Source organism: Curtobacterium sp. SP.BCo, assembly GCF_051903265.1.
Taxonomy (GTDB): domain Bacteria; phylum Actinomycetota; class Actinomycetes; order Actinomycetales; family Microbacteriaceae; genus Curtobacterium.
Genome location: NZ_CP194337.1, coordinates 1,736,357 through 1,761,979 on the forward strand (window position 1 = coordinate 1,736,357; position 25,623 = coordinate 1,761,979).

Annotated in this window: 22 protein-coding genes; 11 read left to right on the forward strand and 11 right to left on the reverse strand. The window is 71.8% G+C overall.

All coding sequences use genetic code 11. From position 1 onward, the window contains the following. Window positions 1–19: 19 nt before the first annotated feature. Window positions 20–1,465 (reverse strand): sensor histidine kinase, encoded by a 1,446-nt coding sequence (locus tag ACRQ4B_RS08335; RefSeq protein WP_439694227.1) that lies wholly within the window; start codon window positions 1,463–1,465, stop codon window positions 20–22. A gap of 62 nt (window positions 1,466–1,527) precedes the next feature. Next, window positions 1,528–2,205, reverse strand: a complete 678-nt coding sequence (locus ACRQ4B_RS08340; RefSeq protein WP_439694228.1) for a response regulator transcription factor — start codon at window positions 2,203–2,205, stop codon at window positions 1,528–1,530. Between the two features lie 197 nt (window positions 2,206–2,402). Here ACRQ4B_RS08340 and ACRQ4B_RS08345 point away from each other — a divergent pair, with 197 nt between their 5' ends. Next, on the forward strand, window positions 2,403–2,711 hold the full coding sequence (locus tag ACRQ4B_RS08345) for a hypothetical protein (protein WP_439694229.1): 309 nt from the start codon (window positions 2,403–2,405) through the stop codon (window positions 2,709–2,711). A 793-nt stretch (window positions 2,712–3,504) separates the two neighbouring features. On the opposite strand, the gene ACRQ4B_RS08350 is transcribed toward ACRQ4B_RS08345, so the two are convergent. Next, window positions 3,505–4,605, reverse strand: coding sequence for an FUSC family protein (locus tag ACRQ4B_RS08350; RefSeq protein WP_439694230.1), 1,101 nt, complete (start codon window positions 4,603–4,605; stop codon window positions 3,505–3,507). A gap of 80 nt (window positions 4,606–4,685) precedes the next feature. Between ACRQ4B_RS08350 and ACRQ4B_RS08355 the strand changes: the two genes are divergently transcribed. Continuing rightward, window positions 4,686–5,930: a phosphotransferase enzyme family protein gene (locus ACRQ4B_RS08355; protein ID WP_439694231.1), complete on the forward strand. Its 1,245-nt coding sequence runs from the start codon at window positions 4,686–4,688 to the stop codon at window positions 5,928–5,930. A gap of 464 nt (window positions 5,931–6,394) precedes the next feature. Next, window positions 6,395–8,521, forward strand: coding sequence for a DEAD/DEAH box helicase (locus ACRQ4B_RS08360; protein ID WP_439694232.1), 2,127 nt, complete (start codon window positions 6,395–6,397; stop codon window positions 8,519–8,521). 94 nt (window positions 8,522–8,615) lie between these two features. Here the strand turns inward: ACRQ4B_RS08360 and ACRQ4B_RS08365 are convergent, their stop codons facing one another. Further along, the gene (locus ACRQ4B_RS08365; protein ID WP_439694233.1) at window positions 8,616–8,888 is read right to left on the reverse strand and encodes a mycoredoxin; all 273 of its coding nucleotides are present in this window, start codon (window positions 8,886–8,888) and stop codon (window positions 8,616–8,618) included. 65 nt (window positions 8,889–8,953) lie between these two features. On the opposite strand from ACRQ4B_RS08365, the gene ACRQ4B_RS08370 reads away from it, so the two are divergent. From ACRQ4B_RS08370 to ACRQ4B_RS08380, 3 genes are read left to right on the forward strand one after another with little or no spacing between them, the layout of a single operon-like run. Further along, entirely contained in the window at window positions 8,954–9,292 is a 339-nt protein-coding gene (locus tag ACRQ4B_RS08370) for a helix-turn-helix transcriptional regulator (RefSeq protein ID WP_439694234.1), read from the forward strand. Continuing rightward, window positions 9,289–10,128 (forward strand): hypothetical protein, encoded by an 840-nt coding sequence (locus tag ACRQ4B_RS08375; RefSeq protein WP_439694235.1) that lies wholly within the window; start codon window positions 9,289–9,291, stop codon window positions 10,126–10,128. The genes ACRQ4B_RS08370 and ACRQ4B_RS08375 overlap by 4 nt, the downstream gene beginning before the upstream one ends. Next, complete coding sequence (locus ACRQ4B_RS08380) at window positions 10,125–11,657, forward strand: CYTH domain-containing protein (protein ID WP_439694236.1); 1,533 nt, start codon at window positions 10,125–10,127, stop codon at window positions 11,655–11,657. The genes ACRQ4B_RS08375 and ACRQ4B_RS08380 overlap by 4 nt, the downstream gene beginning before the upstream one ends. A gap of 135 nt (window positions 11,658–11,792) precedes the next feature. On the opposite strand, the gene ACRQ4B_RS08385 is transcribed toward ACRQ4B_RS08380, so the two are convergent. Further along, window positions 11,793–13,934, reverse strand: coding sequence for a S9 family peptidase (locus ACRQ4B_RS08385; RefSeq protein ID WP_439694237.1), 2,142 nt, complete (start codon window positions 13,932–13,934; stop codon window positions 11,793–11,795). After that, window positions 13,931–15,139 carry a Fic family protein gene (locus ACRQ4B_RS08390; protein WP_439694238.1) on the reverse strand — a complete coding sequence of 403 codons (1,209 nt, stop codon included), beginning with the start codon at window positions 15,137–15,139 and terminating at the stop codon, window positions 13,931–13,933. Before ACRQ4B_RS08390 ends, ACRQ4B_RS08385 begins: the two co-directional genes overlap by 4 nt. Before the next feature lie 149 nt (window positions 15,140–15,288). Between ACRQ4B_RS08390 and ACRQ4B_RS08395 the strand changes: the two genes are divergently transcribed. Then, complete coding sequence (locus tag ACRQ4B_RS08395) at window positions 15,289–16,485, forward strand: amidohydrolase (RefSeq protein ID WP_439694239.1); 1,197 nt, start codon at window positions 15,289–15,291, stop codon at window positions 16,483–16,485. A 63-nt stretch (window positions 16,486–16,548) separates the two neighbouring features. On the opposite strand, the gene ACRQ4B_RS08400 is transcribed toward ACRQ4B_RS08395, so the two are convergent. Beyond that, a complete protein-coding gene (locus ACRQ4B_RS08400; RefSeq protein ID WP_439694240.1) occupies window positions 16,549–17,439 on the reverse strand; it encodes an aminodeoxychorismate lyase in 891 nt (296 codons plus the stop codon). 34 nt (window positions 17,440–17,473) lie between these two features. After that, entirely contained in the window at window positions 17,474–17,824 is a 351-nt protein-coding gene (locus ACRQ4B_RS08405; protein ID WP_439694241.1) for a tryptophan synthase subunit alpha, read from the reverse strand. 64 nt (window positions 17,825–17,888) lie between these two features. On the opposite strand from ACRQ4B_RS08405, the gene ACRQ4B_RS08410 reads away from it, so the two are divergent. After that, window positions 17,889–18,407, forward strand: coding sequence for an 8-oxo-dGTP diphosphatase (locus ACRQ4B_RS08410; protein WP_439694242.1), 519 nt, complete (start codon window positions 17,889–17,891; stop codon window positions 18,405–18,407). On the opposite strand, the gene ACRQ4B_RS08415 is transcribed toward ACRQ4B_RS08410, so the two are convergent. The 3 genes from ACRQ4B_RS08415 to ACRQ4B_RS08425 all read right to left on the reverse strand — a co-directional run bounded on the left by ACRQ4B_RS08415 (window position 18,404) and on the right by ACRQ4B_RS08425 (window position 22,127). Next, window positions 18,404–18,688 carry a hypothetical protein gene (locus tag ACRQ4B_RS08415; RefSeq protein ID WP_439694243.1) on the reverse strand — a complete coding sequence of 95 codons (285 nt, stop codon included), beginning with the start codon at window positions 18,686–18,688 and terminating at the stop codon, window positions 18,404–18,406. The genes ACRQ4B_RS08410 and ACRQ4B_RS08415 overlap by 4 nt on opposite strands. A 28-nt stretch (window positions 18,689–18,716) precedes the next feature. Continuing rightward, a complete protein-coding gene (locus ACRQ4B_RS08420; RefSeq protein WP_439694244.1) occupies window positions 18,717–20,303 on the reverse strand; it encodes an ABC transporter permease in 1,587 nt (528 codons plus the stop codon). Between the two features lie 135 nt (window positions 20,304–20,438). Next, on the reverse strand, window positions 20,439–22,127 hold the full coding sequence (locus tag ACRQ4B_RS08425) for a cation:proton antiporter (RefSeq protein ID WP_439694245.1): 1,689 nt from the start codon (window positions 22,125–22,127) through the stop codon (window positions 20,439–20,441). 115 nt (window positions 22,128–22,242) lie between these two features. Here ACRQ4B_RS08425 and ACRQ4B_RS08430 point away from each other — a divergent pair, with 115 nt between their 5' ends. The 3 genes from ACRQ4B_RS08430 (at window position 22,243) to ACRQ4B_RS08440 (ending at window position 25,583) form a co-directional block, all read left to right on the forward strand. Then, window positions 22,243–23,499, forward strand: coding sequence for an inorganic phosphate transporter (locus ACRQ4B_RS08430; RefSeq protein ID WP_439694246.1), 1,257 nt, complete (start codon window positions 22,243–22,245; stop codon window positions 23,497–23,499). Further along, window positions 23,499–23,795 carry a hypothetical protein gene (locus ACRQ4B_RS08435; protein WP_439694247.1) on the forward strand — a complete coding sequence of 99 codons (297 nt, stop codon included), beginning with the start codon at window positions 23,499–23,501 and terminating at the stop codon, window positions 23,793–23,795. The genes ACRQ4B_RS08430 and ACRQ4B_RS08435 overlap by 1 nt, the downstream gene beginning before the upstream one ends. A 291-nt stretch (window positions 23,796–24,086) precedes the next feature. Then, window positions 24,087–25,583, forward strand: a complete 1,497-nt coding sequence (locus ACRQ4B_RS08440) for an aspartate ammonia-lyase (RefSeq protein WP_439694248.1) — start codon at window positions 24,087–24,089, stop codon at window positions 25,581–25,583. Window positions 25,584–25,623: the final 40 nt, after the last annotated feature.

A 25,623-nucleotide genomic window follows, 5' to 3' on the forward strand; every position in this document is an offset into this window, starting at 1 on the left:
CGCGTTCGGCGGCTGCGGGTCAGGACACCGCCGGCAGACGGATCGTGACCTCGAGTCCGCCGGATCGCACGTTGCGGAGGGTCGCGGTGCCGCCGGCCCGTTCGGCGACCGCCCGCACGATCGCCAGGCCGAGGCCCGAACCGCCGGGCAGCGGGATGCCGCCGGTGGCCGGGTCGGGGTTGGGGCGGGACTTCCTGGCCTCGTCGGGGCGGGTGAACCGGTCGAACGCCACCGGGATGAACGACTCGGGGACGCCGGGGCCGTCGTCGGTGATCTGCAGGATGCCCTCGTCGCCGGTGCTGCGCCACGACACGAAGATCCCGCCGCCGCGGGGGAGTGCCGCCACGGCGTTGCCGGCGATGTTCGTGACGAGCTGCGCCATGCCACCGGTGTCGAGTCGGTACTGCGGTTCGACGGTGCCGCCGCCGGTGCCCGGACCGGTGCCGCCCACGGCGACCGGCGCCTCCAGGTCGAAGTCCACGGTGATGTCCTTCGCCGAGGCGATCAGCCGGACCCGGTCGACGGCGGACATCACCTCGTCGCCGAGGTCCGACCACGCCGTCAGGGGCTGCTGCTGGCCGTCGTGGTCGCGGCGCTCCGACTCCTCGATGCGGGACAGCGCGAGCAGGTCGTTCGCCAGGCGGGACAGGCGCGCGACGCTGAGCTTCGCCCGTTCGATGTGGGCGGCGAGTGCTGCGGCGTCGTCGCCGTCGAGCGAGGCCAGGTCGAGCTGGGTGGTGAGGATCGCCAGGGGCGTGCGGAGCTCGTGGCTCGCGTCCGAGACCATCTGGCGCTCCCGCTCCGTCGCCTGGCGCGTGCGGGCGAGGAAGGCGTTCAGCGTGGTCGCGAGCGACGCCAGCTCGTCCTGTGCCGGGCCGACCGGCAGTTCGGCGCGTTCGGGGGCGACGGACAGCCGTTCCGCCTCGCGGCGCATCCGGTTCACCGGGCGCAGCGCCGCGGTCGCGAGCGCCCAGGACGCGATGCCGAAGGCGAGCAGGATGGCCAGGCCGGTGAGCGAGAGGGTGGAGGTCAGGTCGTCGACGACGAGCGCCTCGGCCTGCGAGTTGCGTGCCGCGACGACCGTCCAGCGGCCGGCCTGGTTCACCGGGTGCTCGACGACGACGCGGTACTCCGAGCCGGAGACCTCGATGACGGATGTGCCCGCCTTCGTGGACGTCAGGCTGCCGAGGGCTCGCTCGACCCGGGGCGGCATCGAGGAGAGGGCGATGTCACCGGACGGCGACACCACCGCGACGAGCTGCGCGTTGCCGGGCGGTGACAGGTCGGGGTTGCTGTCCACCTCGAGCGTCGCGACGTACGGGTCGGCGTCCGCGTCGAGCAGGGTGCGGGTGGCGCTCGCGACGACACTGACCACCTGGAAGCGCATCACGAGCACGAGCAGCACGATGACGACCGCGGCGATGGCCGTGGAGCCGATCGTGATGCGTGCACGGAGCGACAGCATCCGCAGTGGACGGATCAGGCCACGCCTCGGGGTGTCCGATCCGGAGGTGGGCAGGGGCCCGGTCACGCCCCGAGCAGGTCGAGCCGGTAGCCGCGGCCGCGCACGGTGGAGATCGCGACGGTCGCTTCGTGCGAGGTCAGCTTCTTCCGCAGGTACGAGATGTACTGCTCGACGACGTTCGGGTCGACGTGCTGCGAGCCGTCCCAGACCTCTTCGAGGATCTTCGGTCGGTCGACCACGGTGCCGACGGAGCGTGCCAACAGTCGGAGGAGCGCGAACTCGGTGGGGCTCACGGCGACCCGCTGGCCCTTGATCGTGATGCGTCGTGCCTCGGAGTCGATGCCGACGTCGCCGACCTCGATCGTGCGCGGCGCCCCGGCGGACTCACGACGGCCGAGCGCCCGGAGCCGTGCGGTGAGTTCGGCGAAGGCGAACGGCTTGGTGAGGTAGTCGTCTGCGCCGGCGTCCAGGCCGAAGACCCGGTCGTCGACGGCGTCCCGTGCGGTCACGAGCAGGATCCGCACGGGGTCCTCGCGCTCGCGGATGCGTCGGGCGAGCTCGAAGCCGGACATCCCGGGCATCATCACGTCCACCACGGCCAGGTCGAACGCCTGCTCGCCGAGCGCGATGAGCGCTTCGACGCCGTTCTCGACCGCCGTGACGCGGTACCCCTCCGCGGCGAGCCCACGTTCCATGAGCGCGCGCATCTCGTCATCGTCCTCGACCACCAACAGGCGCATAACGACCTCCTCGGACCCATCGTGGCATCGAACCGGCACGCGCGGGGTACTCCTCGTGGGAAGTCGCTGAATCTCGTCACAGTGAAGGGCAGAACGGTCTGTCCCTCGTTCGCGGGACGTGAGGACTTCTTGCTTCTTTGGTATGCTCGCGCTCCGGACGCCGCGTACCCGACGCTGCGTCCGCACCTGGGGGCACCATGAACGACTCGCCGGACCACCCGGCCCTCGTCCGTCTGCGTGCCGAGCTCGACGCCGCTTGGAAGGGCATCGGCGTGCTCGGCGACATGGAGGACGTCCGCCGCGACCGCATCGTCGCCGAACTCCGTGCTGCCGTGCCGGACGTCGCCAGCCGTGCGGCCCGCGAGGCCGGTGCCGACCTCGTCGTCGCCGAGATCACCCGGTTCGCGCACGCCGAGGTCGTCGTGACCGACGACACCGTGCCGACGGCTTCGATCTGGGACGACATCGTGCACTCGGCCGCCGTGGCCGCGTCCGCCGCACGCTGACCTCGGGTCCTCGTCCCGCTCGTGGTGGTGGGTCGTTTCGCGCGTAGGTGGCGGGTTCGGGCGTACCAGGCTGTTTGTTTCGACCTACTACGCGCGATTCCGCTTCCCATCCCGGGCGGTATGGGAAGGAACGTGCGGACGGGAGGCGCGGCCGGGCCGGGCGCGCCTGCTCGCGCTGGTCGCGCCTCCAGGCCGGTGCCGCGCGCCGTGGCGGGGTGCCGGCGGTGGTGGGTCGTTTCGCGCGTAGGTGGCGGGTTCGGGCGTACCAGGCTGTTTCTTTCGACCTGCTACGCGCGATTCCGCTTCCTATCCCGGCCGCGATGGGAAAGAACGTGCGGACGGGAGGCGCGACCGGGCCGGGCGCGCCTCCAGGCCGGTGCCACGCGCCGTGGCGAGGTGCCGGCGGTGCCGGTGCCGGTGCCGGTGGCGGTGGTGGGTCGTTCCGCGCGTAGGTGACGGAGTCGGGCGTACCAGGCTGTTCCTTCCGACCTGCTACGCGCGATTCCGCTTCCTATCCCGGGCGGTATGGGAAGGAACGTGCGGACGGGAGGCGCGGCCGGGCCGGGCGCGCCTGCTCGCGCTGGTCGCGCCTCCAGGCCGGTGCCGCGCGCCGTGGCGGGCTGCCCGTGGTGGTGGGTCGTTTCGCGCATAGGTGGCGGGTTCGGGCGTACCAGGCTGTTTCTTCCGACCTGCTACGCGCAAATCCGCTTCCTATCCCGGGCGCGATGGGAAGGAACCTGCGGACTGCCCCGACCGCAGGTAGCAGGCCGCCGGGCCCGGACGGAACGCCCCGTCAATCGTCCTCGCCGAGCAACTCCTCGCGGACGCGCCGGATGTCCTCCAGCAGCGCCCCGATGAGCACCCAGTGCCGCGAGTTCGGCCGGATCACCTCGAGCGGCGCGGTGAGCGCGGGCCCCACCGGGGAGGCCGGAGAGGCCGGAGAGGCCGGGGAAGCCGAAGCTACCGGGACCACCGGGACCGCCGGCGGGACCGTCTGCACCTCCGACGCCGCGACTCGAGCACTGAGCGCCCGCACGTCGGCCCCGATCCGGGCGACCTCGGTGGCGATGCTCCCGACGACCGGGTCCGACCGGAGGTCCGGCGCCGTGTTGTCCTGGATCGCGCGGGTCATCCCGGTGACACGGGTGACGAGGACGCGCAGGTGCTCGGCGACGACGATGTCGTCGTCGAGGATCGTGCGGTGTCGGCCGCCCCGCGGGTTCATCGTCAGGGACTCGCGGGCCGCGGTGAGCGCGGCCTCGGTGCGGGCGTGCTGCTGCCGGAGCGCCCGGGCCTGCAGCAGCGCCTCGTGCCAGCGGTCGTGGTCCCAGCCCTCGGTGAGGCCGATCGCGACCCGTTCGAACGCCGCCGCGGTGTCCCGGCCGAGTCGGGCGACGGCGAGGTGCGCAGGGCCGAGCAGCACCGGTGGCACGATGACGGCGTTCACGATGAGGGCGACGACCGCGCCGAGCACGGTCTCGAGGATCCGGTCGGCGGAGTAGTTCGGCGTGACGACCCCCGCGGTGAGCACGAGCATCCCGCTGATGCCCACCTGCGTCGCCGAGGTCGGGGTGAGCCGGAGCGCCCAGGCGATGAGGATCGCGAGCACGATGACGAGCAGGACGACCCACACGCTGTCGCCGAGCAGCAGGTGGAAGCCCGTGGCGAGCACGACGCCGAGGACCACCCCGGCGCTGCGCTCGAGCCCCTTCACGAACGACTGGTTGATGCTCGGCTGCACCACGAGGAGCGCGGCGATCGCGGCGAAGGTCGGGAACGGTCCGTCGATGACCACCCGGCAGAGCAGCACGGCGGCGACCACCGCGACCGCGGTCTTCACGACCTGCAGGAACGGCGTGCGACTGGAGCTGCGGAGACGCGCGACCGGGTTCACGTCGACCACGGTAGCCACGGTCCGCGCGCCGAGCCGTGCACGAACGCGACGAAACCCGCCGGGTCCGGTTGACTGGTGTCGTGTGGCCCAACCATGAGCGTGTCATCCCGCAGGCCTTCGCCGGCTCCGGGACCTCCGTGGTGGCCGCTCGCGCCCACTCGGTGGAGCCGTCCGGCAACGGGTACCTCTACGGGTACGAGGTGGACACCGTCGACCGCAACGGTCAGCGGGCCACGGTCCTGACCTACGTCGACACCGGCGGCACCCACGACCAGAACAGCGCGATCGTCACCGATCCCGCCACCGGCGACCCGGTCTCGGTGTGGGCGTACCCGAACGACCCGGGGCTCCCGGTCCTGCCGCAGGTGACCTACCGCGACGCCGTGGCCGAACTCCTCACGACGCTCGGGATGCCGGTCACGAACCCGACCCTCACGGTGGCCGCCTACCGTCCCGGCAAGCGGGCCGTCGTCCGCGTCGACGCGCCTGAGGGAACGGTGTTCCTCAAGGTCGTGCGTCCGCACCGGGTCGCCCCCATCGAGAAGTCCCACGAGCTGTTCGTCTCGGCGGGGCTGCCGGTCCCGCGCGTGCTGTCGAGTCGCGGTGACGGGCTGCTGGTGCTGGAACGCATCCGCGGTGTGCCCGCCGGCAGTCGGATCCTCGACATCGCCGACGACCCGCGGTTCGTGGCGTCCCTCGCGGCGCTCACGGGTCGGATCGCGACGGTGCCGATGACGCAGCAGGCCCGGGCGGACGCGATGGACCACGCCGACTGGCATCGCCGCACCCTGGTCGCCGCACTGCCGCAGGACGCCGAGGAGATCGACGGCCTCTACGACGCGATCGGCCGGCGGTCGATCGGCTGGGCGACCGCGTCGAAGCAGGTCGTGCACGGCGACCTGCACCTCGAGCAGGTCTTCGTCGACGAGGACGAGCCGTGGCGCATCTCCGGCCTGCTCGACATCGACACGGCGGGCTGGGGCTTCCCGGTGCGGGACATCGGCGCCGTGGTCGCGCACCTGGTCGTCACCGGGTTGTGGCACCGCTCCCGCGGGGACGCGGATCGGGGCGCCGCCGCCGAACGGCTCGCGGACGCGGTCGCCCGCGACTGGGTGGCGCGGAACCCGGACCAGGCGGACCGGATCGGTCCGGCGATCGGGGCGCAGCTCCTCGCGCACGCCGGCGGGCAGGCCACGACCGGCTCGGCGAACGGGATCCACACCGCCGAGCAGCTGCTCGCGGCGACGCAGGCGGCGCTCGCCGAGGCGAGCCCGGTCGTCCCGTCGGACGGTCTGGTCCGTCCGCGGTCCGCGCCGCAGCTCTGACGCTGCGCCGCGCCGGACAACAGGCGCGTGGCGGGCTGGCACCGTTCCTCCCGGCCGGTGGACGGCGACCGCCTGGAGGCGCGACGCGCGCGGGCGACGTCGAGTCGCCTCCGTCGGTGGTCGGGGAGTAAACTGACGGCGCACGCACCGCGTTCCCGCGTGCCGCGTCGATTCCGGACGCAGCAGTCGGTCGCTTGCCCGACGTGGGAACCGGATCCGTGGTCGCCCCGAGGGGGCCTCACGTGCGTGTGACGGCGCCGGATCCCGGCGCGGACCGTCGCATCCGGTGCCACCCGGTGGCCGACGCAGCGGTCCGCGGGACTCCACCGGACGTCCCGAGGCGGGGACCGGCGAAGCGGGCCACGGTGGCCCGCGGACACACCGGAGCCGCGCCAGGCACCGGTACACGACTTCCGCCCCGACGGGCGGCTCGCCCGCGACGAGCGGGTGGAACAGGAGGAGCGTTGGCTCGATCAGGCACCCGGCGAGCAGCCGGCGGGACGCGCACCGCGTCGCGTCGCACCAGGCCGCTCGACAACGACGGCGTCATCCCCGTTCTCGCCCGCGCCGTGCGCGAGGTCGAGGCGGCGGCGCAGCGTGGACCGCTCAAGGCGTCGAACCGTTCGAAGTTCCAGGCGGTCGCCCTGCTCATGCGCGAGGAACGCGCACGGGTCAAGGCGGACACCGAGCTCACCGACGCGCAGCGAGCGGAGCAGCTCAAGCGGCTCGACGGGGTCGCGACGATCCTCGCGAAGACCGCCGCGCGGGACACGAGCGTCATCCAGCTCCTCACGGAGGAAGCATCGGTCAGCGAGACGACCCGCACCGTGAAGCGCGACATGATGATCGCGGGCGGCATGGAGCTGCAGCCCGAGGAGCTCGTCATCGCGGCCGAGCCGTCGCCGACGGTGGAGAGCCCGGTGCGCTCGGTCGTGCCGCAGGCCGTCGTGTCGCGGCAGCTCGCGAACCCGTTCCTCCCGCCGGACTTCGCGCTCGCCGACCAGCCGGTGGCGCACCCGCGTCGCCTGGCGAACTGGGAGCTGTTCGGTCCGCTCTTCAAGTCGTTCGAGTACGGCGCGGGCGGGGGAGCGGCGACGATGCCGCTGCCGGAGCCCACGACGCTGCACTCCAAGTCCGGCACCACGCTCATGAAGCACCAGGCCGAACTCATCGCCGCGGCCGCGCAGGGACACCGCACGTTCCTGCTCGCCGACGAGCCCGGTCTCGGCAAGACGGCGCAGTCGCTGCTCGCCGCCGACGCCGCGAACGCGTTCCCGCTGCTGGTGGTCGTGCCGAACGTCGTCAAGACGAACTGGGCACGCGAGGCCTCCCGGTGGGTGCCGAACCGCACCGCGACCGTGATCCACGGCGACGGGGACGACCTCGACGGCTTCGCGGACATCGTCATCGTGAACTACGAGATCCTCGACCGGCACGCCGGGTGGCTCGGGTCGTTCGGGTTCAAGGGCATGGTCGTCGACGAGGCGCACCTCATCAAGAACAAGGACTCGCAGCGGTCGCGGTTCGTGCTGCAGCTCGCCGAGAAGATCCGGCAGCGCACCGCGCACCCGCTGCTCATGGCGCTCACCGGTACACCGCTGATCAACTCGGTCGAGGACTTCCGGACCATCTGGGAGTACCTCGGCTGGATCGACGACAAGAAGCCGCGCGCGAAGCTGATGAACGAGCTCGAGGAGATCGGGCTCACCCCGGCCGACCCGGGCTTCTTCGTCGAGGCCCGCAAGGCCGTCATCGACCAGGGCATCGTCCGACGCCGCAAGGTCGACGTCGCGGCGGACATCCCCGCCCGACGCATCGCCGACATCCCCGTCGAGCTCGACGGCGACGAGGGCCGCTCGATCCGCGACGCCGAGCGCGAGCTCACCGCGAAGCTCGTCAAGCGCTACCACCAGGCGCTCGACGCCCGCACCGGACAGGACCCGGTCGTCGGCATCGACCACAAGCTCGTCCGACAGGTCGCGCGCTGGGAGCTCGAGGACCAGGACGCCTCGTCGACCGGCGAGAACGTCTTCTCGATGGTGCGACGGATCGGTCGCGCCAAGGCGCAGCTCGCGGCGGACTACGCCGCGCAGCTCGCCTCGAACGTCGGCAAGGTCGTGTTCTTCGCGAAGCACCTCGACGTGATGGACCAGGCGGAGGAGGTCTTCGCACGCCGGGGCCTGCGCACCGCCACAGTCCGCGGCGACCAGACGCCGGCGCAGCGCACGGCCGAGATCGACTCGTTCGTGAACGACCCGGACGTCGCCGTCATCGTCTGTTCGCTCACCGCGGCGGGCGTCGGCCTCAACCTGCAGGTGTCGTCGAACGTCGTGCTCGCGGAGCTCTCGTGGACGTCGGCCGAGCAGACCCAGGCGATCGACCGCGTGCACCGCATCGGGCAGGAAGAGCCCGTCACCGCGTGGCGCATCATCGCGGCGCAGACGATCGACACCAAGATCGCCGAACTCATCGACTCGAAGGCGTCCCTCGCCGCCCGTGCCCTGGACGGCTCGGACGAAGAGGTCGTCGACTCCGGCGACATCCAGCTCGACGCGATGGTGGCGCTGCTGACCGAGGCGCTCGGGGGCTAGCGGCCGTTCAGCGCACTCCGGGCTGACCGCGCCCCGACGCAGACATCGCGCCCCGTTTCCACGGGGCGCGATGTTCGTTCCGGGGCGCGATCCTTCAGATGCGGGACTGGACCTCGGCGAGCGACGGGTTCGTCGCCGTGCTGCCGTCCGGGAACACCAGCGTCGGCACGGTCTGGTTGCCGCCGTTGACCTCGGCGACGAGCTCGGCCGTGCCCGGGGTCTGCTCGATGTCGACCTCGGTGAACGGCACGCCGGCCTTGGTCATCTGGTTCTTCAGCCGCGCGCAGTAGCCGCACCACGTGGTCGTGAACATGGTGACGCCGCCGGCCTCCGGCACGAACGCGTCGCGGGTGATCGTCTCGCTCATGCCCTCAGGCTAACCCGCCCACCTGAGGGCTTGTGCCGCTTGTTCGATATAGGTAGGTTGAGCGCATGCAACCGATTCAACGCGTGACCGCCCCCACGCTCGACGTGCTCGAAGCGCTGCTCGCGGGCGACGGCGCGGTCTGGGGACTGCTCGTGATCAAGGCGACCGGGCGCCAGGCGGGCACCGTCTACCCGATCCTCGAGCGTCTCGAGCGGCAGGGGTGGATCCGCTCCACCTGGGACGACGACGCCGACCGGCCGGGACCGCGTCGCCGGCTCTACGAGTTCACGGCCGAGGGTGCCGAGGCCGCCCGGGGGCTCCTCGACGCACGCCAATCGGCATCGGACGCGGCGGCACGTGCCGCGCGCGCCGGACGCCCGACCGGCCGGGCGGTGACCTCGTGAGCGCGCTCGACCGCCTGCTCGTCGGGGCCGCCGTCGCCGTCTCGCCCGCCGCCCACCGCGATACCCGTCGGGAGCAGTGGCTCGCCGACGTCCGGGACGCCCGGGAACTCGACCTCGCACCGACCGCCCTCGCGTTCGGCGCACTCACCACGGCGCTCTTCCACCGACGCGCCGGACACCGATCCACCTGGGGGGAATCCATGACCGCTGCACCGCTCCACGTCCGCGTCACGCCGCACACCATCCCGACGATCCCGGTCCTGGTCAGCCTGGCCGTCGTCAGCTTCCTGGGCGCGAGCCTCGGTCTCGGCCTCCTGCAGCGCTACAACGGCTTCCCGGCCAGTCCCCAGTTGGCGCTGCTGGTGTCGCTGTGCCTCACCGTCGTGCCTGGAACTGCCGTCGGCCTCAGCGTCCTGCTGGCGACCGGCGCGCCCCTCCGTCGACGGGCGATGGGTGCGCTGGTCGTGCTCGCGGTGAGTGTCCTGTGGTGGGGGATCGTCACCGGATTCCTCGCCCTGCCGGTGCACCCTGCCCTCGCCCTCGGGATCTTCGCTGCCGCGTGGCTCGCCGTCTGGCTCGTCGTGCTGCACCGTCCGCGCTGGACCTGGTCGCTGCTGCTCCTGCCGATCGTGGCGTCCGCGCTCGTGTTCCCGCTGTCCAACGGCGTGTACGGCACGCAGCTCGCCTACTCGGTGAAGGCCGCTCTCGGCACGGCGGTCGACGCGGTGCCCTTCCTCGTCGCCATCGTCGGCGCGGTCGTCGCCGCGCGGTTCTCCACCGACGCACCCGCCCCGGTCGAGGCGCACGGCGAAGCACTGGTAGACAAGAGCGCGTGAGCGACACGCACCTCGAGATCGAGCGCACCTACGACCTGCCCGAGGGCGGTGCCCTCCCCGACCTGATCGGCGTCGGCGGCGTCCTCCGCACCGACCATCTGGAACCGTTCGAACTCGACGCGACCTACTGGGACACCGAGCGGTACGACCTCGTCGCGGCGCGGGTGACCGTCCGTCGTCGCACCGGGGGACCGGACGCCGGCTGGCACATCAAGCGCGCCGCGTCCGACACGGTCCGGCACGAGCAGCACTTCCCGCTGACCGACGACGCCGACACCGTGCCGGACGAGGTTCTCGCCGCCCTCTTCACCGAACGCCGCGGGCGTGGACTCCGCCCGGTCGTCCGGATCACCACCACGCGCACCGTCACCCGCCTGCTCGACGAGGACGGCGACCAGATCGCCGAGCTCGCCGACGACCAGGTGGCCGCGAAGCGACTCGACGACGACGCCCCCGAGACCCCTCGGACCTGGCGCGAGGTCGAGGTGGAAGCCGTCGGAGGCGTCGACCCGCAGGTCGCCCACGAACTCTTCGCGGCGCTGGACGGACGCTTCGCGGCCGTCGGCGCCGGCCCCGCCGCTGTCGCGTCCAAGCTGGCGCGCGGGCTTGCCGGAGCACCCGCACCGCGCCTCCGGTCAGCGGAGAAGCCGGAGAAGGGGACGGCTGCCCGTGCGCTGACCAAGCGCCTCCGGAAGCTGCGCGCGACGCTCCTCGACCAGGAGGCCCTGCTCCGGTCCGGCGGACCGGCCGACCTCCGTGAGACGGCCGAGGCCGCACTCGGGATCGCCGCCGTCATCGGGTCGTACCGTCCGGCGTTCGCGGCGACGGCGGACGTCGATCGCGCCGCCGAGGCCGCCGAGGGGCTCGTCGCCGTGACGGCGCGCGCCGCCCTCGCGGAGTACCTCGTCGACGGACTGCCCCGTGCCTCGACCCCGGCGCAGGACGCCCTCGTCGACGCGATGACGCGTGAGCGCATCCTCGCCGCGACCCGCGAACGACGAGCCGTCGCCGTGCGCGACGTGGTCGCGTTCCTGCACGGCGAGCCGTTCCTCGAGCTCCTCGACGTGCTCGACGACGCGGTGGAACGTCCGGCCCCGACGACCTGGGCGCTCCGGTCCCCGAAGAAGGTCGCGCAGGACGTCTCCTCGATCGAGAAGCCGCGGGTCCGCGAACTCGTCCGTGATGCAGTGGGCGACGACGACGACTCGACGGCCGTGCTCGACCGTGAGGCCACTGCGCGCGAAGCGACCGAGCGCGCCTGGCAGGCGGCGACCCGCGCTCGGATGGCGATGGACGTGCTCGGCGACGACGCGTTCCCGCACGCGCTCTGGAAGCGGATCGGCGACGCGGCCGACGTCCTCACCGAGCGGGTGCGCTCCCTGCACGCGCTCGACGTGCTGCGCGTGCACTCGGGGATCGCGGAACGCGGTGGTGAGGGCACGTTCGGGTACGGCGTCCTCGCGGGCGACCGGGTGCGACTGGCGGAGGAGTCCTACGACGAGGCGGTGCACGCGCTCAACCGCGTGTGAGTGCGGGGCGCGCGGCGGGCGCGGGCACGCACGCGCAGCACGGGCACGCGCACGCGCACGCGCGCCGCGAGCGCTTCGTGAGCAGGAACGGTCGGGTCGCCGCAGCGCACCCGACCGTTCCTGCTCACGAAGTCGTCAGGCGGGTGTCTCGTCCGCCAACCCGAGGACGTCGAGCAGCCAGGCCAGCTCGAACGCCCGCTCCTTCCACGAGTCGTACCGTCCACTGACCCCGCCGTGGCCCGCCGCCATCTCGGTCTTCAGCAGCACCGGCGCTCCGACCTCACGCAGCTTCGCCGTCCACTTCGCGGGCTCGACGTACAGCACGCGGGTGTCGTTGATCGACGTCACGGCGAGGATCTTCGGGTACTGCACGTCGGAGCGGACGTTCTCGTACGGGGTGTACTCGCTCATGTACCGGTAGACCTCGGCGTCGTGCAGCGGGTCGCCCCACTCGTCCCACTCGATGACGGTGAGGGGGAGGTCGGGGTCGAGGATGCTCGTGAGGGCGTCGACGAACGGCACGGCCGCCAGGATCCCGGAGAACCGCTCGGGTGCGAGGTTCGCCACGGCACCCATCAGGAGTCCACCGGCGCTGCCGCCCTCGGCGACGAGTCGCTCGGGGGTGGTGCGTCCGGACTCGATCAGGTGCCCGGCCACCGCGACGAAGTCGGTGAAGGTGTTCTTCTTCGTGAGGGTCTTGCCGTTCTCGTACCAGTGGCGGCCCATCTCGCCGCCGCCGCGGACGTGCGCCACCGCGAACACGACGCCCCGGTCGAGCATCGAGAGTCGCATGACGCTGAACCCGGGGTCGATGGAGTGCTCGTAGGAGCCGTACCCGTAGAGGTGCAGCGGGGCGGGTCGGTCGGGGTCGACCGCGTCCCGTCGCCAGACGAGCGAGATCGGCACGCGGGTGCCGTCCTCAGCGGTCGCCCAGTCGCGCTCCTGCACGTAGTCCTCGGGGTCGTAGCCGCCGAGGACGGGCTGGCGCTTGAGGACGGTGACCTCGCCGGTCGCCAGGTCGAGGTCGCTCACCTCGGAGGGCGTCACGAACGAGGTGAAGCCGATGCGGAGGGTCGGCTGGTCCCACTCGGGGTTGCCGCCGAGCCCCGCCGAGAAGAGCGCTTCGTCGAAGGGGACCTCGTGTGCGTCCCCGTAGCCGTCGCCCTCGATCGGGATGATCGCGACGCGGGGGAGTGCCTCGGACCGGTACTCGAGCGCGAGGTGTCCGGCGAAGGCGTCCACCGACTCGATCCGTCGTTCGGTGTGGTGCGCGACGACCACGCGGCGGTCGCGCTCGGAGGTCGGGTCGTCGGCCGGGACGTCGACGAGCTCGAAGTTCTCGGCGCCGTCGTTGTGCAGGATGAGGAAACGGTCGCTGCCGCCGACGATCGCGTGTTCGATCTCGTACTCGACGCCCTCGCGCCGGGGCCACACGACCTGGAACTCGCCGGTGGGGTCGGCCGCGTCGAGGACCAACGCTTCGGAGGTGATCTTGGACCCGAGCTCGATGACGATGTACTGCGACGACCGCGTCACGCCGACGCCGACCCAGTACCGGTCGTCGCGCTCCTCGAACACGACGACGTCGTCGGCCGCGGCACTACCCACGGTGTGGCGCCAGATCCGGTCCGGTCGCCAGGAGTCGTCGACCGTCGGGTAGAACACGTACCGCCCGGAGGGGTCGAACGTCGCGCCGGCACCGGTGTTCGGGATCTCGTCGCCGAGGTCGGCGCCGGCCGTCAGGTCGCGCACGTGCAGCGTGTACCGCTCGTCACCCTCGACGTCGACGCCGTACACCAGCCGGGTGCCGTCGTCGCTGATGTCGTAGGTGCCGAGGGAGAAGAAGTCGTGGCCGTCGGCGAGGGCGTTGCCGTCGAGGACGACCTGCTCGCCGGGGAGCGTCGCTGCGCCGTCCTCGACCGTCGGCGGCGTCCAGTCGTCGGGACCGCTGATCGGCACGCGGCAGTGCACGCCGTACTGGCTGCCCTCGGCCGTGCGGGAGAAGTACCACCAGTCGCCCATCCGCACCGGGACGGAGAGGTCGGTCTCCTGCACGCGGCCCTTCACCTCGGCGAAGATCCGGTCCCGGAGGCCGCTCAGGTGGGCGGTCTCGGCGTCGGTGTGGGCGTTCTCGGCCTCGAGGTAGGCCAGGGTGTCCGGGGATTCCTTGTCCCGCAGCCACTCGTAGTCGTCGACGAAGTCGATGCCGTGGTGGGTCCGTGTCACGGGCCGCTTGGCGGCGGTGGGCGGGGTGGCCTGGGTGTGCTCGCTGCTCACCACCCCACCCTATTCGCCCGCTGATCGACGGCGGCCCGGACGCGGTCGCCGAAGCCGGTGACCTCGTCGACCACGTCGACGACGACCCACGCCCGGTCCCGGCGCCGTTCGGTGACGGCGCGGAGCACCCCGACGCCGCAGAGGTCGTCGACGACCGTGTCGATCGTCGACCGCTCGCCGTCGAAGAGGTCGTCGAGGTGGTCCTCGGTGAGCACCGGGTCACGCCGGATCGCGTGGTCGATGATCGCGGCCGGACCGTCGGCGCAGGGACCGGCCGCGCGGACCGCGGCACCCTCGTCGAGCAGCAGCGCGGTCAGTGCGGCTTCGTCGCAGACCGTGCCGATCGCGAGCGCGAGGTCCCGGACCCACTCGTCGACGACACCCCGGCGGTACCGCTCCAGGTGCCAGAAGTACCGCTCGCGCTCGGCCACCAGCGCCGGAGCCACCGGGACGGTGACGACACGGCTGAGTCCGCGCCGCCGGAGCACCGCACCGATGAGCGCGCGACCGATGCGTCCGTTGCCGTCGGTGAACGGGTGGATCGACTCGAACTGTGCGTGCCCGATCGCGGCCTGGGCGACGGGGTGCAGGTCGTCGCGGTGCAGGAAGGCGAACAGGTCGTCCATGAGCGCCGGCACGAGCTCCGGCGGCGGCGGCACGTGACGCGCGAGCCGCGGGGTCGGTCCGCCGCCGATCCAGTTCTGGACGTCCCGGTAACGTCCCGCGCACCGGCCGTCGACGGGGTCGTCCCGCAGCAGCGTGCGGTGGGCGTCGAGCAGCGCGTCCGGGGTGATGACCCCCGACCCGGCCGAGGACACGAGCCGGTCGATCGCCCCGCCGGCGCGCACCATCGCGGTCGCGCTGCTGTTGGCACGGATGCCGACGACGGCGCGGGCGACGTCGTCGAGCGATGCTGCTTCCTCCTCGATGCGGGAGGACGCGACCGCCTCCGTCCGGTGCAGCACGCCGCCGAGCGCCGCCAGGTCACCGCCGTGCCCGGCATCGAGCGCGCGCACGGCCGACGCCGCGCGGTCGAGGAGCACCGCGGTGTCGGCGTCCGGCGTCCACGTGACGGCGGCGATCGACGGCGGGACGGACGTGCGGACGGACGTCGTCAACCGGTCGGCTCGCGGCACGCGTCCGGCGGTGCGCCACGGCACGGTCCTCGTGGTGTGGGGCGGCCAGGGGTGTTCGGTTCCGCGCATGCTGCCTTCCGGATCGTCGCGACCGGCGTGCTGCCGGTCGCGGGGACATCGTGGTCCGGCGACGGTAGGGGAGCCCTCGCCTCGAGCGCCAGGAATCGGGATGTCGCATGCATGGCAGCGGTGTCGGCATCCCTCGATACCGTGGTGGCATGAGCAACTCCTTCGTCGTCACGAACGCGCACGTCGTCCCTGTCTCCGCCCCCGAGTTCGACGGCACGGTCGTCGTCGAGGACGGCACGATCACCGCCCTCGGTCCGGACGTCACGCCGCCCCCGGGGCTCGAGGTCGTCGACGCCGCCGGCGCGTGGCTCGTGCCCGGCTTCGTGGAGTCGCACGGTCACGTCGGCATCCACGAGGAAGCGAACGGCGAGGCCGGCAACGACACGAACGAGATGACCGGTCCGAACATGGCCGGCGTCCGTGCGATCGACGCGATCGACATCGACGACGAGGGCTTCCGTGACGCGCTCGCCGGCGGGATCACGAGCATCGTCGTGAAGCCCGGGTCGGGCAACCCGATCGGCGGGCAGACCGTCGCGATCAAGACCTGGGGCGGCCGGACCGTCGACGAGCAGCTCATCTCCGACGCGGTGAGCATCAAGAGCGCGCTCGGCGAGAACCCGAAGCGTGTGTACGGCGGCAAGGGCCAGACCCCGTCCACCCGCCTCGGCGTCGCCAAGATCATCCGCGACGCCTTCGTCGAGGCCCAGAACTACCGGGCCGCGCGTGACGCTGCCGCCGCGAAGGACGAGCCGTTCGCCCGCGACCTCACGAAGGAGACCCTCGTCCGCGTGCTCGACGGCGAGCTCGCGTGGGACCAGCACACCCACCGGCACGACGACATCGCCACCGCGATCCGCCTGTCCGAGGAGTTCGGGTACCGCCTCGTCGTGAACCACGGCACCGAGGCCCACAAGATCGCCGACGTCCTCGCCGAGAAGGACATCCCCGTCATCTACGGCCCGCTGTTCACCAGCCGGTCGAAGGTCGAGCTCCGCGACCGCGGCATCCCGAACCTCGCGGCCATCGCCGCCGCGGGCGTCCGCGTCGCGATCACCACGGACGCGCCGGTCGTGCCCATCAACATGCTCGTCGACCAGGCCACCGCCGCGGTGAAGGAAGGCCTCCCGCGCCAGACCGCGCTCGAGGCGCTGACCACGAACCCGGCCGACTTCCTCGGCTTCGGCGACCGCGTCGGCCGCCTCGCCGAGGGCTACGACGCCGACCTCGTCCTCTGGGACGGCGACCCGCTGGACGCGACCAGCCGCGCGACGCGCGTCTGGATCGACGGCAAGTCGGTCTTCACCTGGGCCGACGGGACGGGCGTCACCACCCCGCGGTGGTAGCGACCCGCTGACTGACAGGAGGCGCGGTGCCAGCCGGCACCGCGCCTCCCGTCCGTCAGGTCCTCAGACCTCGCGCGCCAGCAGGAAGTCGTTGATCCGCGTCGTGAGCTCCGCGTCGACGGTCCACGGGGTCCCGTTCACCGACCGGATCGGCGCCGCCTGCCGCACACTCGACACCAGCCATGCCGCGTCCGCCGCGTGGAAGTCGTCGAGCGTGACGAGTTCGTACGCCGTCTCGATGCCGGCGGCCTCGGCGAACCGGAAGACGTCCGCCTGGGTGGTGCCGGCGAGGATGCCGATGTCCGTGCGCGGGGTGACGAGCCGGCCGCCGACCGACAGGATCAGGTTGGCGCGGGTGCCCTCGAGCACGTAGCCGTCGGTGGAGACGAACACGGCGTCGTCGGCGCCACGCCGGACCGCCTCGCGCAGCGCCGCCATGTTCACGCCGTACGACAGCGTCTTCGCGCCCTGCAGCAGCCACGGCGAGGTGCGCTCGACGTCGTGTCGGTAGCCGCGGTCGAGGGTGACGACGGAGATGCCCTCCGTGCGGGCGGCCGTCGAGTCGGGGGACGGGGCGCCGTACACCCAGCCGGTCGGACGGTCGGTGCCCTCGACGCCCCGGGTGAGGACGGTCTTGACGAAGGCCTCGCGGACCGGGTCGAGCCGGGCGCAGACCGCTTCGATCGCCTGCCGCCACGCGTCGGTGTCCGGCTCGGGCAGGTCGAGCATCGCCGCCGAGCGGGCGAAGCGCGCGAGGTGCGGCTCGAGGGCCTGCGGGTGCCCGTCCACGACCGTGATCGTCTCGAACACGCCGTCGCCCCGGGTGATGCCGAGGTCCTGCACCTGGATGTGCTCCTCGAGCGGCTTCGCCCAGGTGAAGGCGTCCGCCTCGGGGTCGTGCGGCGCGGCGTCGCGCGACGGCTGGTTCAGGACGGCGAGGACGGTTTCGGTCATGCCCCCATCCAACCGCAGCGCGGCCGGGAACGACCTAGCCGGCCTCGGGCAGGGCGCCCAGGAGCTTCCACACCGCCGGCGTCAGTTCGGGGTGCTGCAGGGCGATGCGGCGCAGGCGGTGGTACTCCTCGCCGAGCCGGGTGCCCTGGCCGGACGCGGGGTGCATCGACCACTGTGCGCTCCGCTTGCCGATCGCGGCGTCGAGTTCGACGGCGTCCGCACGGAGGATCAGCACGACCTGCTCGTCGACGGTCGGGAGCGTCGGCATGAACTCCCACGGGTCCTCGCCCTGACGGCTCCGGTGCTCGACGAGCATCGAGATCTCCTCGGCGGCCTCGGCACGCAGCACTTCGAGGCTGCGCCCCGTCCTGCGGGACTCAGCCATGATGCCCCCGCAGCACGCCTGCCATGGAGAAAGCGTACGCCAGATCGTGCACCAGACTTGACGCGTGACCGCGCGCGACGAGAGCAAGTCCCAGCACCCCGCCGTGGTGGTCGTCTACCTCCTGAGGGACGGTGCGACCGGTCCGGAGGTGCTGCTCGGCGAGAAGCGACGCGGCCTCGGCGCCGGTCGCGTCGTCGGTCCGGGCGGCAAGCGGGAACCCGGTGAGACCGCGGTCGAGACCGCGGTGCGCGAGGTCGCCGAGGAGGTCGGCCTGCGGGTCGACGCGGCCGACCTGGAGGCCCGTGGCACCTTGGACTACCGCTTCCCGTACCGTCCGTCCTGGTCCCAGGTCTCGGACGTCTTCGTCTGCCGCCGCTGGCAGGGCACCCCGTCGGGGAGCGACGAACTCGAACCCCGCTGGGTCTCGGTCGCCGCCGTGCCGTACGGCGCCATGTGGGACGACGCGAAGTACTGGCTGCCGGGGGTGCTCGACGGGGGATCGGTGCGTGCCCGTTTCACGTTCGCCGAGGACGACGCGACGGTGTCGGGCTACACCGGCACCGGCGTCGAAGCGCCCGTCTAACGGGTCTGCGTGCGGGTGCTGCCGGTGCGGGCTTCCTCGGCAGCGGCGATGACCTCGGCGTCACCGGCGCGGCCACCGAGCGGACGGACGAAGAAGTCGATGATGCCGAACACGATCGCGCCGACCATGGCGAACATCGCCCAGCCGACGAACAGTCCGGCCACGTTGCGACCGTCGGCCGGGGCGAGGGCGACGCTCGCGACGTAGAAGCCGACCGTCAGCACGAGGAACACGACGACGACGGTGACGAGGACGCGGTGCCAGGCGATGCGGGGGTTCATGGGAGCCAGGATACCGCTGGCCCGGGCCTCAGCGGTCCGCGTGCCGGCCGTGCGGACGGGTGTCGCCGGCGTCGGACCGGGCCGGGGCCCTGGAGCCGTCCACCCGTGGGACGGGACGGGTCCGGGGGCCGGTCGCCGCGCCTCCCGGCCGCTGCACCGGACCGGTGCGGTCCGCACCACGCACCACGGGGATGCGCCCGGTCGGGGTGCTCTCGGTCTCGAGGCCGTCGCGGCCGCCCATGAAGACGTCGCCGTTCACGCGCTCGTCCTCCCAGTCCTCGTCGCGGAGCACGCTCAGCGTGCCGGTCTCCGTCGAGGTGAGGCCGTTCCGCTCGAGCTCGGCGTCGCGCTGCTTCCCGAGGAACTCGCGGTTCGCGGTCTGGGCGTCCTGGAACATCGTCGTGCGGCCGGTGACGATGGCCCGGATGCGACGGCGCTCCCACCACTTCTTGCCGAAGTACATCAGCACCAGACCGGCGCCGGCGTAGCACGCCATCGTGATGAGGCCGCGGGAGTACGACGGCCCGACGCCGTAGATCTGGTGCTTGATCATGTCGACCATGCTCGAGCCGACGACGACGTTGTTCAGCCAGGCGAACGGCTCCGGCATGAACCACTTCGGGTACGCGCCGCCGGACGACGGCATCGACAGGAAGACGAAGCAGATCATCGCCGGGGCGGCGATGAACCGGCCGACGAAGTAGCTCAGGCCGTTGACCGCCAGGCCGATCGCGACGATCCACCCCCAGGCGATGAGGACGAGCTCGATCCAGTGCCCGTGGATCGCACCGACGACGGGTCCGGCGAGCGTGTTCGTGATGAGGGAGATGACGAGACCGCCCACCACGATGACCGCCATCCGGGTGCGGTGCCGGAGCGGGCCGCCCATGATGCCGATGAACATCGCGACCATGTAGCCGCCGATGCACCACGCGAGCATGACGTACATCGCGACGGTGCCGTACTCGTCGTACGCGGGCAGCGGGGCGAGCTCGGTGACCGTCGGCGCCGCGACCCCGATGCCGGTCAGGACCGTGCTCAGCGTGACCGGGACGAGCGAGGCGACCTGGAACTGGTGCGCCGTCGCCTTGAACACCTCGTTCGTCGACGGGTCGTAGGCGACCGCCATGGTGCCGGCGAGGACGTCACGCTTCGCCTGCGCGAGGGAGTCGTAGGTGTGGAACAGGTACTCGCCGGGGAGCGCCTTCTGCACCGCGGCGACGAGCGTCGGATCGCTGCCGACCAGGGCGACCGGGACGTCGTGCGGGTGCGGCGCGTGGAAGGCGAAGACGTAGCAGAGGCAGAAGCCGACGATGAAGAACAACGGCATCCAGAGCTGCAGGCCGATCAGCTGGAGCGAGGGGTGCAGGGTGCCGAACCAGCGCCGGTAGCGACTGATGCGCTGCGGCTCGGGAACGGGGGCCTGCCGGACGCGGCCGCCGGTGCCGGGACGGTTCGGCCGGGTCCCCGCGACGGGAGCGCCGCGGCGGGGCTTCGATCCGCCGCGCGTCGAGGGGCGTGTGGCGCGCTGCTTCGGAGCGACACCCTGCCGGGACCCACCGTCACGATCCGGGAGGTCGTTGTTCCTGGGGACGTCGTTCCGCGGCGTGCTCACTCGGCGTGTCGCTCCTGTTCTGGGTCGGAGCGCCAGGATACGCCCGGGGTCCTGCTCGTGCGCTGGGGCACGGCGGCGACGGGGCGTCGCGCGGCGGGGCCTCCCGGCGACGGGTCGTCGCCCGCCGCCTGGGGCTCAGGAGCGGCTGCGGGACGCCTGGGCCGAGTCCATCGCGAGCTCCTCGGCGTCGAGCGTCACGAGCACGCGGCGCATGACCTCCTCGTCGAGGTTGCCCTTCTCGCGTTCCTCGAGCACGATCTCCCGCCGCCGGTCGAGCAGCTCGCGTCGGATGTCCTGGATCTGCGCGCCGCTGAGCCGGAGCGGGGCGTTCCGCTCCTCGTCCTCCTCTTCCTGGGCGTCTCGTCGGAAGGTCTCCGCCTGGCGCTGCAGCCGGGCCTTCAGTCGCGGGACGACCGAGTCGACGGCCTCGGCGCCGAACTGCTCCGCCCACCGCGGGCGTCGCGCGTCGAGCAGGGCGATCGCCGCCTCGGTCGTGCGCTGGTTGAGGCGCATCTCGCTCCGGACGTCCTCCTCGCCCTCGGCGGGGTCCTGCACCTTGAGCGAGCGGATCACGAACGGCAGCGTCAGCCCTTGCAGCAGGAGCGTGCCGACGGTCACGATGAACGCGATCACGAAGATGGTGTCCTGCGCCTTGATGTCGACGGGGTTCGCGACGACGGACACGGCCGCGGCGAGCGTCACCACACCGCGCATGCCCGTCCAGGAGATGACCGTGAGCTCCCGCCAGTTGAGCTTCGGCTCGGCGGAACCGCGCATCCACCGGAGTGATGGGTGCCCGCGGGAGAGTCGCACGCGCAGCGGTCGGAACCAGCGGCCGTTAAAGCGGTTCCGCACGTACGACTCGAAGACGAACAGGGGTCGCACGAGGATCACGACCGCCAGCACGACGGCCGCCGCGGTCAGCGTCTGCCCGAGACTCCGCTCGCTCTCGACCAGGTCCTGCACGACGGTGTTGAGCTGCAGGCCGATGAGGGCGAAGACGAAGCCCTCCAGGATGACGTCGATGCTCGTCCAGAGCGGGCGCTCCTGCAGTCGGGTGGCGTAGCCCTCCTTCGGCGAGTTGTAGCCGATGTACAGGCCGGCGGTGACCACCGCGATGACGCCCGAGCCGGAGAGGTCCTCGGCGAGGATGTACGCCACGAACGGCAGCAGGATGCTCATGATCGTCTCGACCACGGGGTCGTTGATCCGCATCCGGATCCAGTGCACCGCGACACCGAGCACGATGCCGACGGCCAGGCCGACCCCGATCGCCAGGCCGAAGATCCCGAGGTCCTGCCAGATCGTGAGCGAGGTGCCGGCGGCGATCAGGGTGAAGACCCGCACGAGCGTCAGCGACGCCGCGTCGTTGATGAGGCTCTCGCCGGAGAGCACCGTCATGACCCGTCGGGGGAGCCCGAGCTTCCGGCCGATCGCCGCCGCGGAGACGGCGTCCGGCGGGGCGACGATGGCGCCGAGGAGGATCGCCGCCGGCCAGTCCATGTCCGGGATGATGATGTACGCCGCGAGCCCGACGGCCAACGCCGTGATGATCACGAGGAAGATGCCGAGACGGCGGATCTGCTTGATCGACTGCCGGAAGCTCTGCCACGAGACGTCGAGCGCCGCCGAGTACAGCAGCGGCGGCAGGATCACCGTGAGGATGACCTCGGAGTCGATCTCGATCGGGGGGAGCCCCGGCAGGAACGACGCAGCCAACGCGACCGCGGTCACGAGCAGCGGGGCGGGGAGTCCCTTGGCCCGGGCGAACCCGGTCACCGCGAGCGATCCGACCAGCAGGATGAGGAGCTCGACGGTGTCCATCCGTACATTCTCCCATCGGCATGGTTCGAATGCTGAACGAGTCTGAAGGTCCGGTGAACAGGAGGTTGCCGACAGGGTTTGCCCTGGGACGCCTGATGGGGAACACTGGCCCGCGGTGGACATCACACTCATAGTCGTCCTGGTCATCGCGTTGGCCCTCTTCTTCGACTTCACAAACGGTTTTCACGACACCGCCAACGCGATGGCGACACCGATCGCCACCGGGGCCATGAAGCCCAAGGTGGCCGTCACGGTCGCCGCGGTGCTCAACCTCGTCGGTGCGTTCCTCAGCACCGCCGTGGCGACGTCGATCTCGCACGGCCTCATCAACGAGGGGCCCGGTGGCGTGGCGATCTCGCCCGAGATGATCTTCGCCGGGCTCATCGGCGCGGTGGTCTGGAACATGATCACGTGGCTGCGCGGCCTGCCGTCGTCGTCCTCGCACGCGCTCTTCGGTGGGCTCATCGGCGCCGCGATCGTCGGTGCCGGGTTCAACGCGGTCAACTACGCGGCGCTGCTGACGGTGGTGATCATCCCGGCGTTCCTGTCGCCGGTGATCGCGGCGCTGGTCTCGTTCCTGTCGACCCGCATCGCCTACCGGATCACGAAGCGTCCGGTGTTCCCGAACGAGCGCGGCGGCTTCCGCATCGGCCAGGTCTTCACGAGCTCGATGGTCTCGCTCGCACACGGCACGAACGACGCGCAGAAGACGATGGGCGTCATCACGCTCACGCTGATCGCCTCGGGTGCGCAGTCCTCCGACCAGGGCGTGCAGTTCTGGGTCGTCGTGGCCTGTGCCCTCGCGATCGCCCTCGGCACGTACACCGGTGGGTGGCGCATCATCCGGACGCTCGGCTCGGGCATCACCGAGATCCGTGCGACGCAGGGCTTCGCGGCCGAGGCGTCCACCGCCGCCACGATCCTGGCGTCGAGCCACCTCGGCTTCGCGCTGTCCACCACGCAGGTGTCCTCCGGGTCGATCATCGGCGCGGGCCTCGGCCGCCGCGGGTCCAAGATCCAGTGGTCGACCGCGGGCAAGATCGTCATCGCCTGGTTCATCACGCTGCCGGCCTCGGCCGCGGTGGGTGCCGTGGCCTCGGGCATCGCCCGCCTCGGGGTGGCCGGGCTGGTCATCGACGCGGTCGTCGGTGCCGCCGTGATCCTCGGCCTCTACCTCTGGTCGCTGCGCAAGCCGCACGGCCAGGCCGCCGCCATCGAGGTCGACGTCGCCGCCAACGCGGTGTTCACCCGCAAGGAGCTCCGCGACCTGCAGCGCAAGAAGCGTGCGGAGACCGTCGCCGCTCGTCGTGCGGAGCTGAGCCGGGAGCGCACGCTCCGCCGGATGGCCGGCCGCAAGGGAGGACGTCGCTGATGGGCATCGACTGGTTCGCGTTCCTGAGCGTCGCGATCGTGTCCCTGGTGGGCGCGTGCTTCGTGGTGACGGTGTACTCGATCGGCCTCCGGTTCTGGAGCGCCGCCGACACCCGCGCCGGCAAGTTCACCGTGAAGGACGACGGCACGATCGGCCCGGCCACGGTCGGCTTCCCGCACCCGTCGAACGTCACGGCGGTGGTGCGCTGGTACCGGACGCTGAGCGTCGCGTGCTTCGTCGTGTCCGGCGCCGCCGTCCTGTACGGCATCTACCTGATCGTCCCGCAGTTCCACTGACGGCCTGGAGGCGCGGTGCGGGCCCGCGCCGCGCCTCCCGTCCGTCCCGTCGTGCGTTCGAGCCCATCGCGTGCGTCCTGGAAAGCGGAATCGCGCGGAGGAGGCCGGAAGATCCGGCCTCCTCCGCGCGGAACGGCTTCCCACGCGCGGAACGGCTTCCCACGCGCGGAACGGCTTCCCACGCGCGGAACGGCTTCCCACGCGCGGCGCGGCCGGCCGCGACCCGCGTCCGACGCGCCCGCGTGCTCCGGGACACGCACCGGACCGGCCGGACGGGCTAGCCTCGTGGGCGTGACCGGCAACGAAGCAGCACACGCACCTGGACGACCCACGCGCACCGAGACCGACTCCCTGGGCTCCCTGGAGGTCCCGGCGGACGCCTACTGGGGGATCAATACCCTCCGCGCGCGGGAGAACTTCCCGATCACCTCGGTGCCCATCGCGGTGTACCCGGACCTCATCGAGGCCCTCGCGACCGTGAAGCAGGCCGCCGCCCGGGCGAACAAGGCGATCGGGGTGCTCGACGCCGAGCGTGCCGACGCGATCGACCGTGCCGCGCAGGAGGTCCGCGACGGTGCCCTGCGGGACCAGTTCGTGGTCGACGTGGTCCAGGGCGGTGCCGGCACGAGCACGAACATGAACACGAACGAGGTCCTGGCGAACCGGGCCCTCGAGCTCCTCGGCCGCGAGAAGGGCGACTACGGGTACCTGCACCCGATCGACCACGTCAACCGCAGCCAGTCGACGAACGACACGTACCCGACGAGCGTCAAGCTCGCGATGATCTTCGGCGTGCAGCGCCTCATCGAGCAGCTCTCGCTCCTGTCCGACGCGTTCGCCGAACGCGGGCGGGCGTTCGCCGACGTCCTGAAGGTCGGCCGCACGCAGCTGCAGGACGCCGTGCCGATGACCCTGGGGCAGGAGTTCACCGGCTTCGCGCACACCATCCAGGAGGACGTCCTCCTGCTCCGCACGGTGATGCCGCTGCTCGCCGAGACCAACCTCGGTGCGACGGCAATCGGCACCGGCATCACGGCGGACCCGCAGTACCGCGACGAGGTCCGCCGCCAGCTCCAGGTCGCGAGCGGCCTCGACATCGTCACCGCACCGGACCTCATCGAGGCGACGAGCGACGCCGGCGCGTTCATGACCCTGTCCGGCACCGTGAAGCGCAGCGCCGCGAAGCTCTCGAAGATCTGCAACGACCTGCGCCTGCTCGCATCGGGGCCGCAGGCCGGTCTCGGGGAGATCACCCTGCCGGCGCGTCAGGCCGGGTCCTCGATCATGCCCGGCAAGGTGAACCCGGTGATCCCCGAGGTCGTGAACCAGATCGCGTTCGCCGTCGCCGGGGCGGACACCACGGTGACGATGGCGGCCGAGGGCGGACAGCTCCAGCTCAACGCGTTCGAGCCGATCATCGCGCACTCGATCATGCAGTCGCTGCAGTGGATGGCGAACGGGTGCGCGACCCTCCGCGAGCACTGCGTCGTCGGCATCGAGGCGAACCTGGCGAAGCTCGCGGCGCAGGTCGACACCAACGTCGGCGTCGTCACGGCCCTCACCCCGTACATCGGGTACGCCGCGGCGGCGTCGATCGCGCACACCGCGCTGACCACCTCGACGCCGATCGCCACGCTCGTCACGGCCGCGGGGCTCATGGAGGAGGACCAGGTCCAGCGGGTGCTGAGCCCGGCGCGCCTGTCCGGCATCGAGCTGGCGACCGGTGCGATCCCGGTCGTGACCGAGGAGATGCTCGACGCAGCGGCACGCGAGACCCGGCGCGACTGACGACGGGGCGGCCCACGCGGCGAGCGCCACCGGCGACGGG

What these genes read in the sequence shown, in the direction of transcription:
- ACRQ4B_RS08340 (WP_439694228.1), bottom strand. Translation starts at nt 2,205, where the DNA reads ATGCGCCTGTTGGTGGTCGAGGACGATGACGAGATGCGCGCGCTCATG.
- ACRQ4B_RS08400 (WP_439694240.1), bottom strand. Translation starts at nt 17,439, where the DNA reads ATGACCGAAACCGTCCTCGCCGTCCTGAACCAGCCGTCGCGCGACGCC.
- ACRQ4B_RS08365 (WP_439694233.1), bottom strand. Translation starts at nt 8,888, where the DNA reads ATGAGCGAGACGATCACCCGCGACGCGTTCGTGCCGGAGGCCGGCGGC.
- ACRQ4B_RS08370 (WP_439694234.1), top strand. Translation starts at nt 8,954, where the DNA reads ATGCAACCGATTCAACGCGTGACCGCCCCCACGCTCGACGTGCTCGAA.
- ACRQ4B_RS08425 (WP_439694245.1), bottom strand. Translation starts at nt 22,127, where the DNA reads ATGGACACCGTCGAGCTCCTCATCCTGCTGGTCGGATCGCTCGCGGTG.
- ACRQ4B_RS08335 (WP_439694227.1), bottom strand. Translation starts at nt 1,465, where the DNA reads ATGCTGTCGCTCCGTGCACGCATCACGATCGGCTCCACGGCCATCGCC.
- ACRQ4B_RS08395 (WP_439694239.1), top strand. Translation starts at nt 15,289, where the DNA reads ATGAGCAACTCCTTCGTCGTCACGAACGCGCACGTCGTCCCTGTCTCC.
- ACRQ4B_RS08345 (WP_439694229.1), top strand. Translation starts at nt 2,403, where the DNA reads ATGAACGACTCGCCGGACCACCCGGCCCTCGTCCGTCTGCGTGCCGAG.
- ACRQ4B_RS08405 (WP_439694241.1), bottom strand. Translation starts at nt 17,824, where the DNA reads ATGGCTGAGTCCCGCAGGACGGGGCGCAGCCTCGAAGTGCTGCGTGCC.
- ACRQ4B_RS08390 (WP_439694238.1), bottom strand. Translation starts at nt 15,139, where the DNA reads ATGCGCGGAACCGAACACCCCTGGCCGCCCCACACCACGAGGACCGTG.
- ACRQ4B_RS08415 (WP_439694243.1), bottom strand. Translation starts at nt 18,688, where the DNA reads ATGAACCCCCGCATCGCCTGGCACCGCGTCCTCGTCACCGTCGTCGTC.
- ACRQ4B_RS08435 (WP_439694247.1), top strand. Translation starts at nt 23,499, where the DNA reads ATGGGCATCGACTGGTTCGCGTTCCTGAGCGTCGCGATCGTGTCCCTG.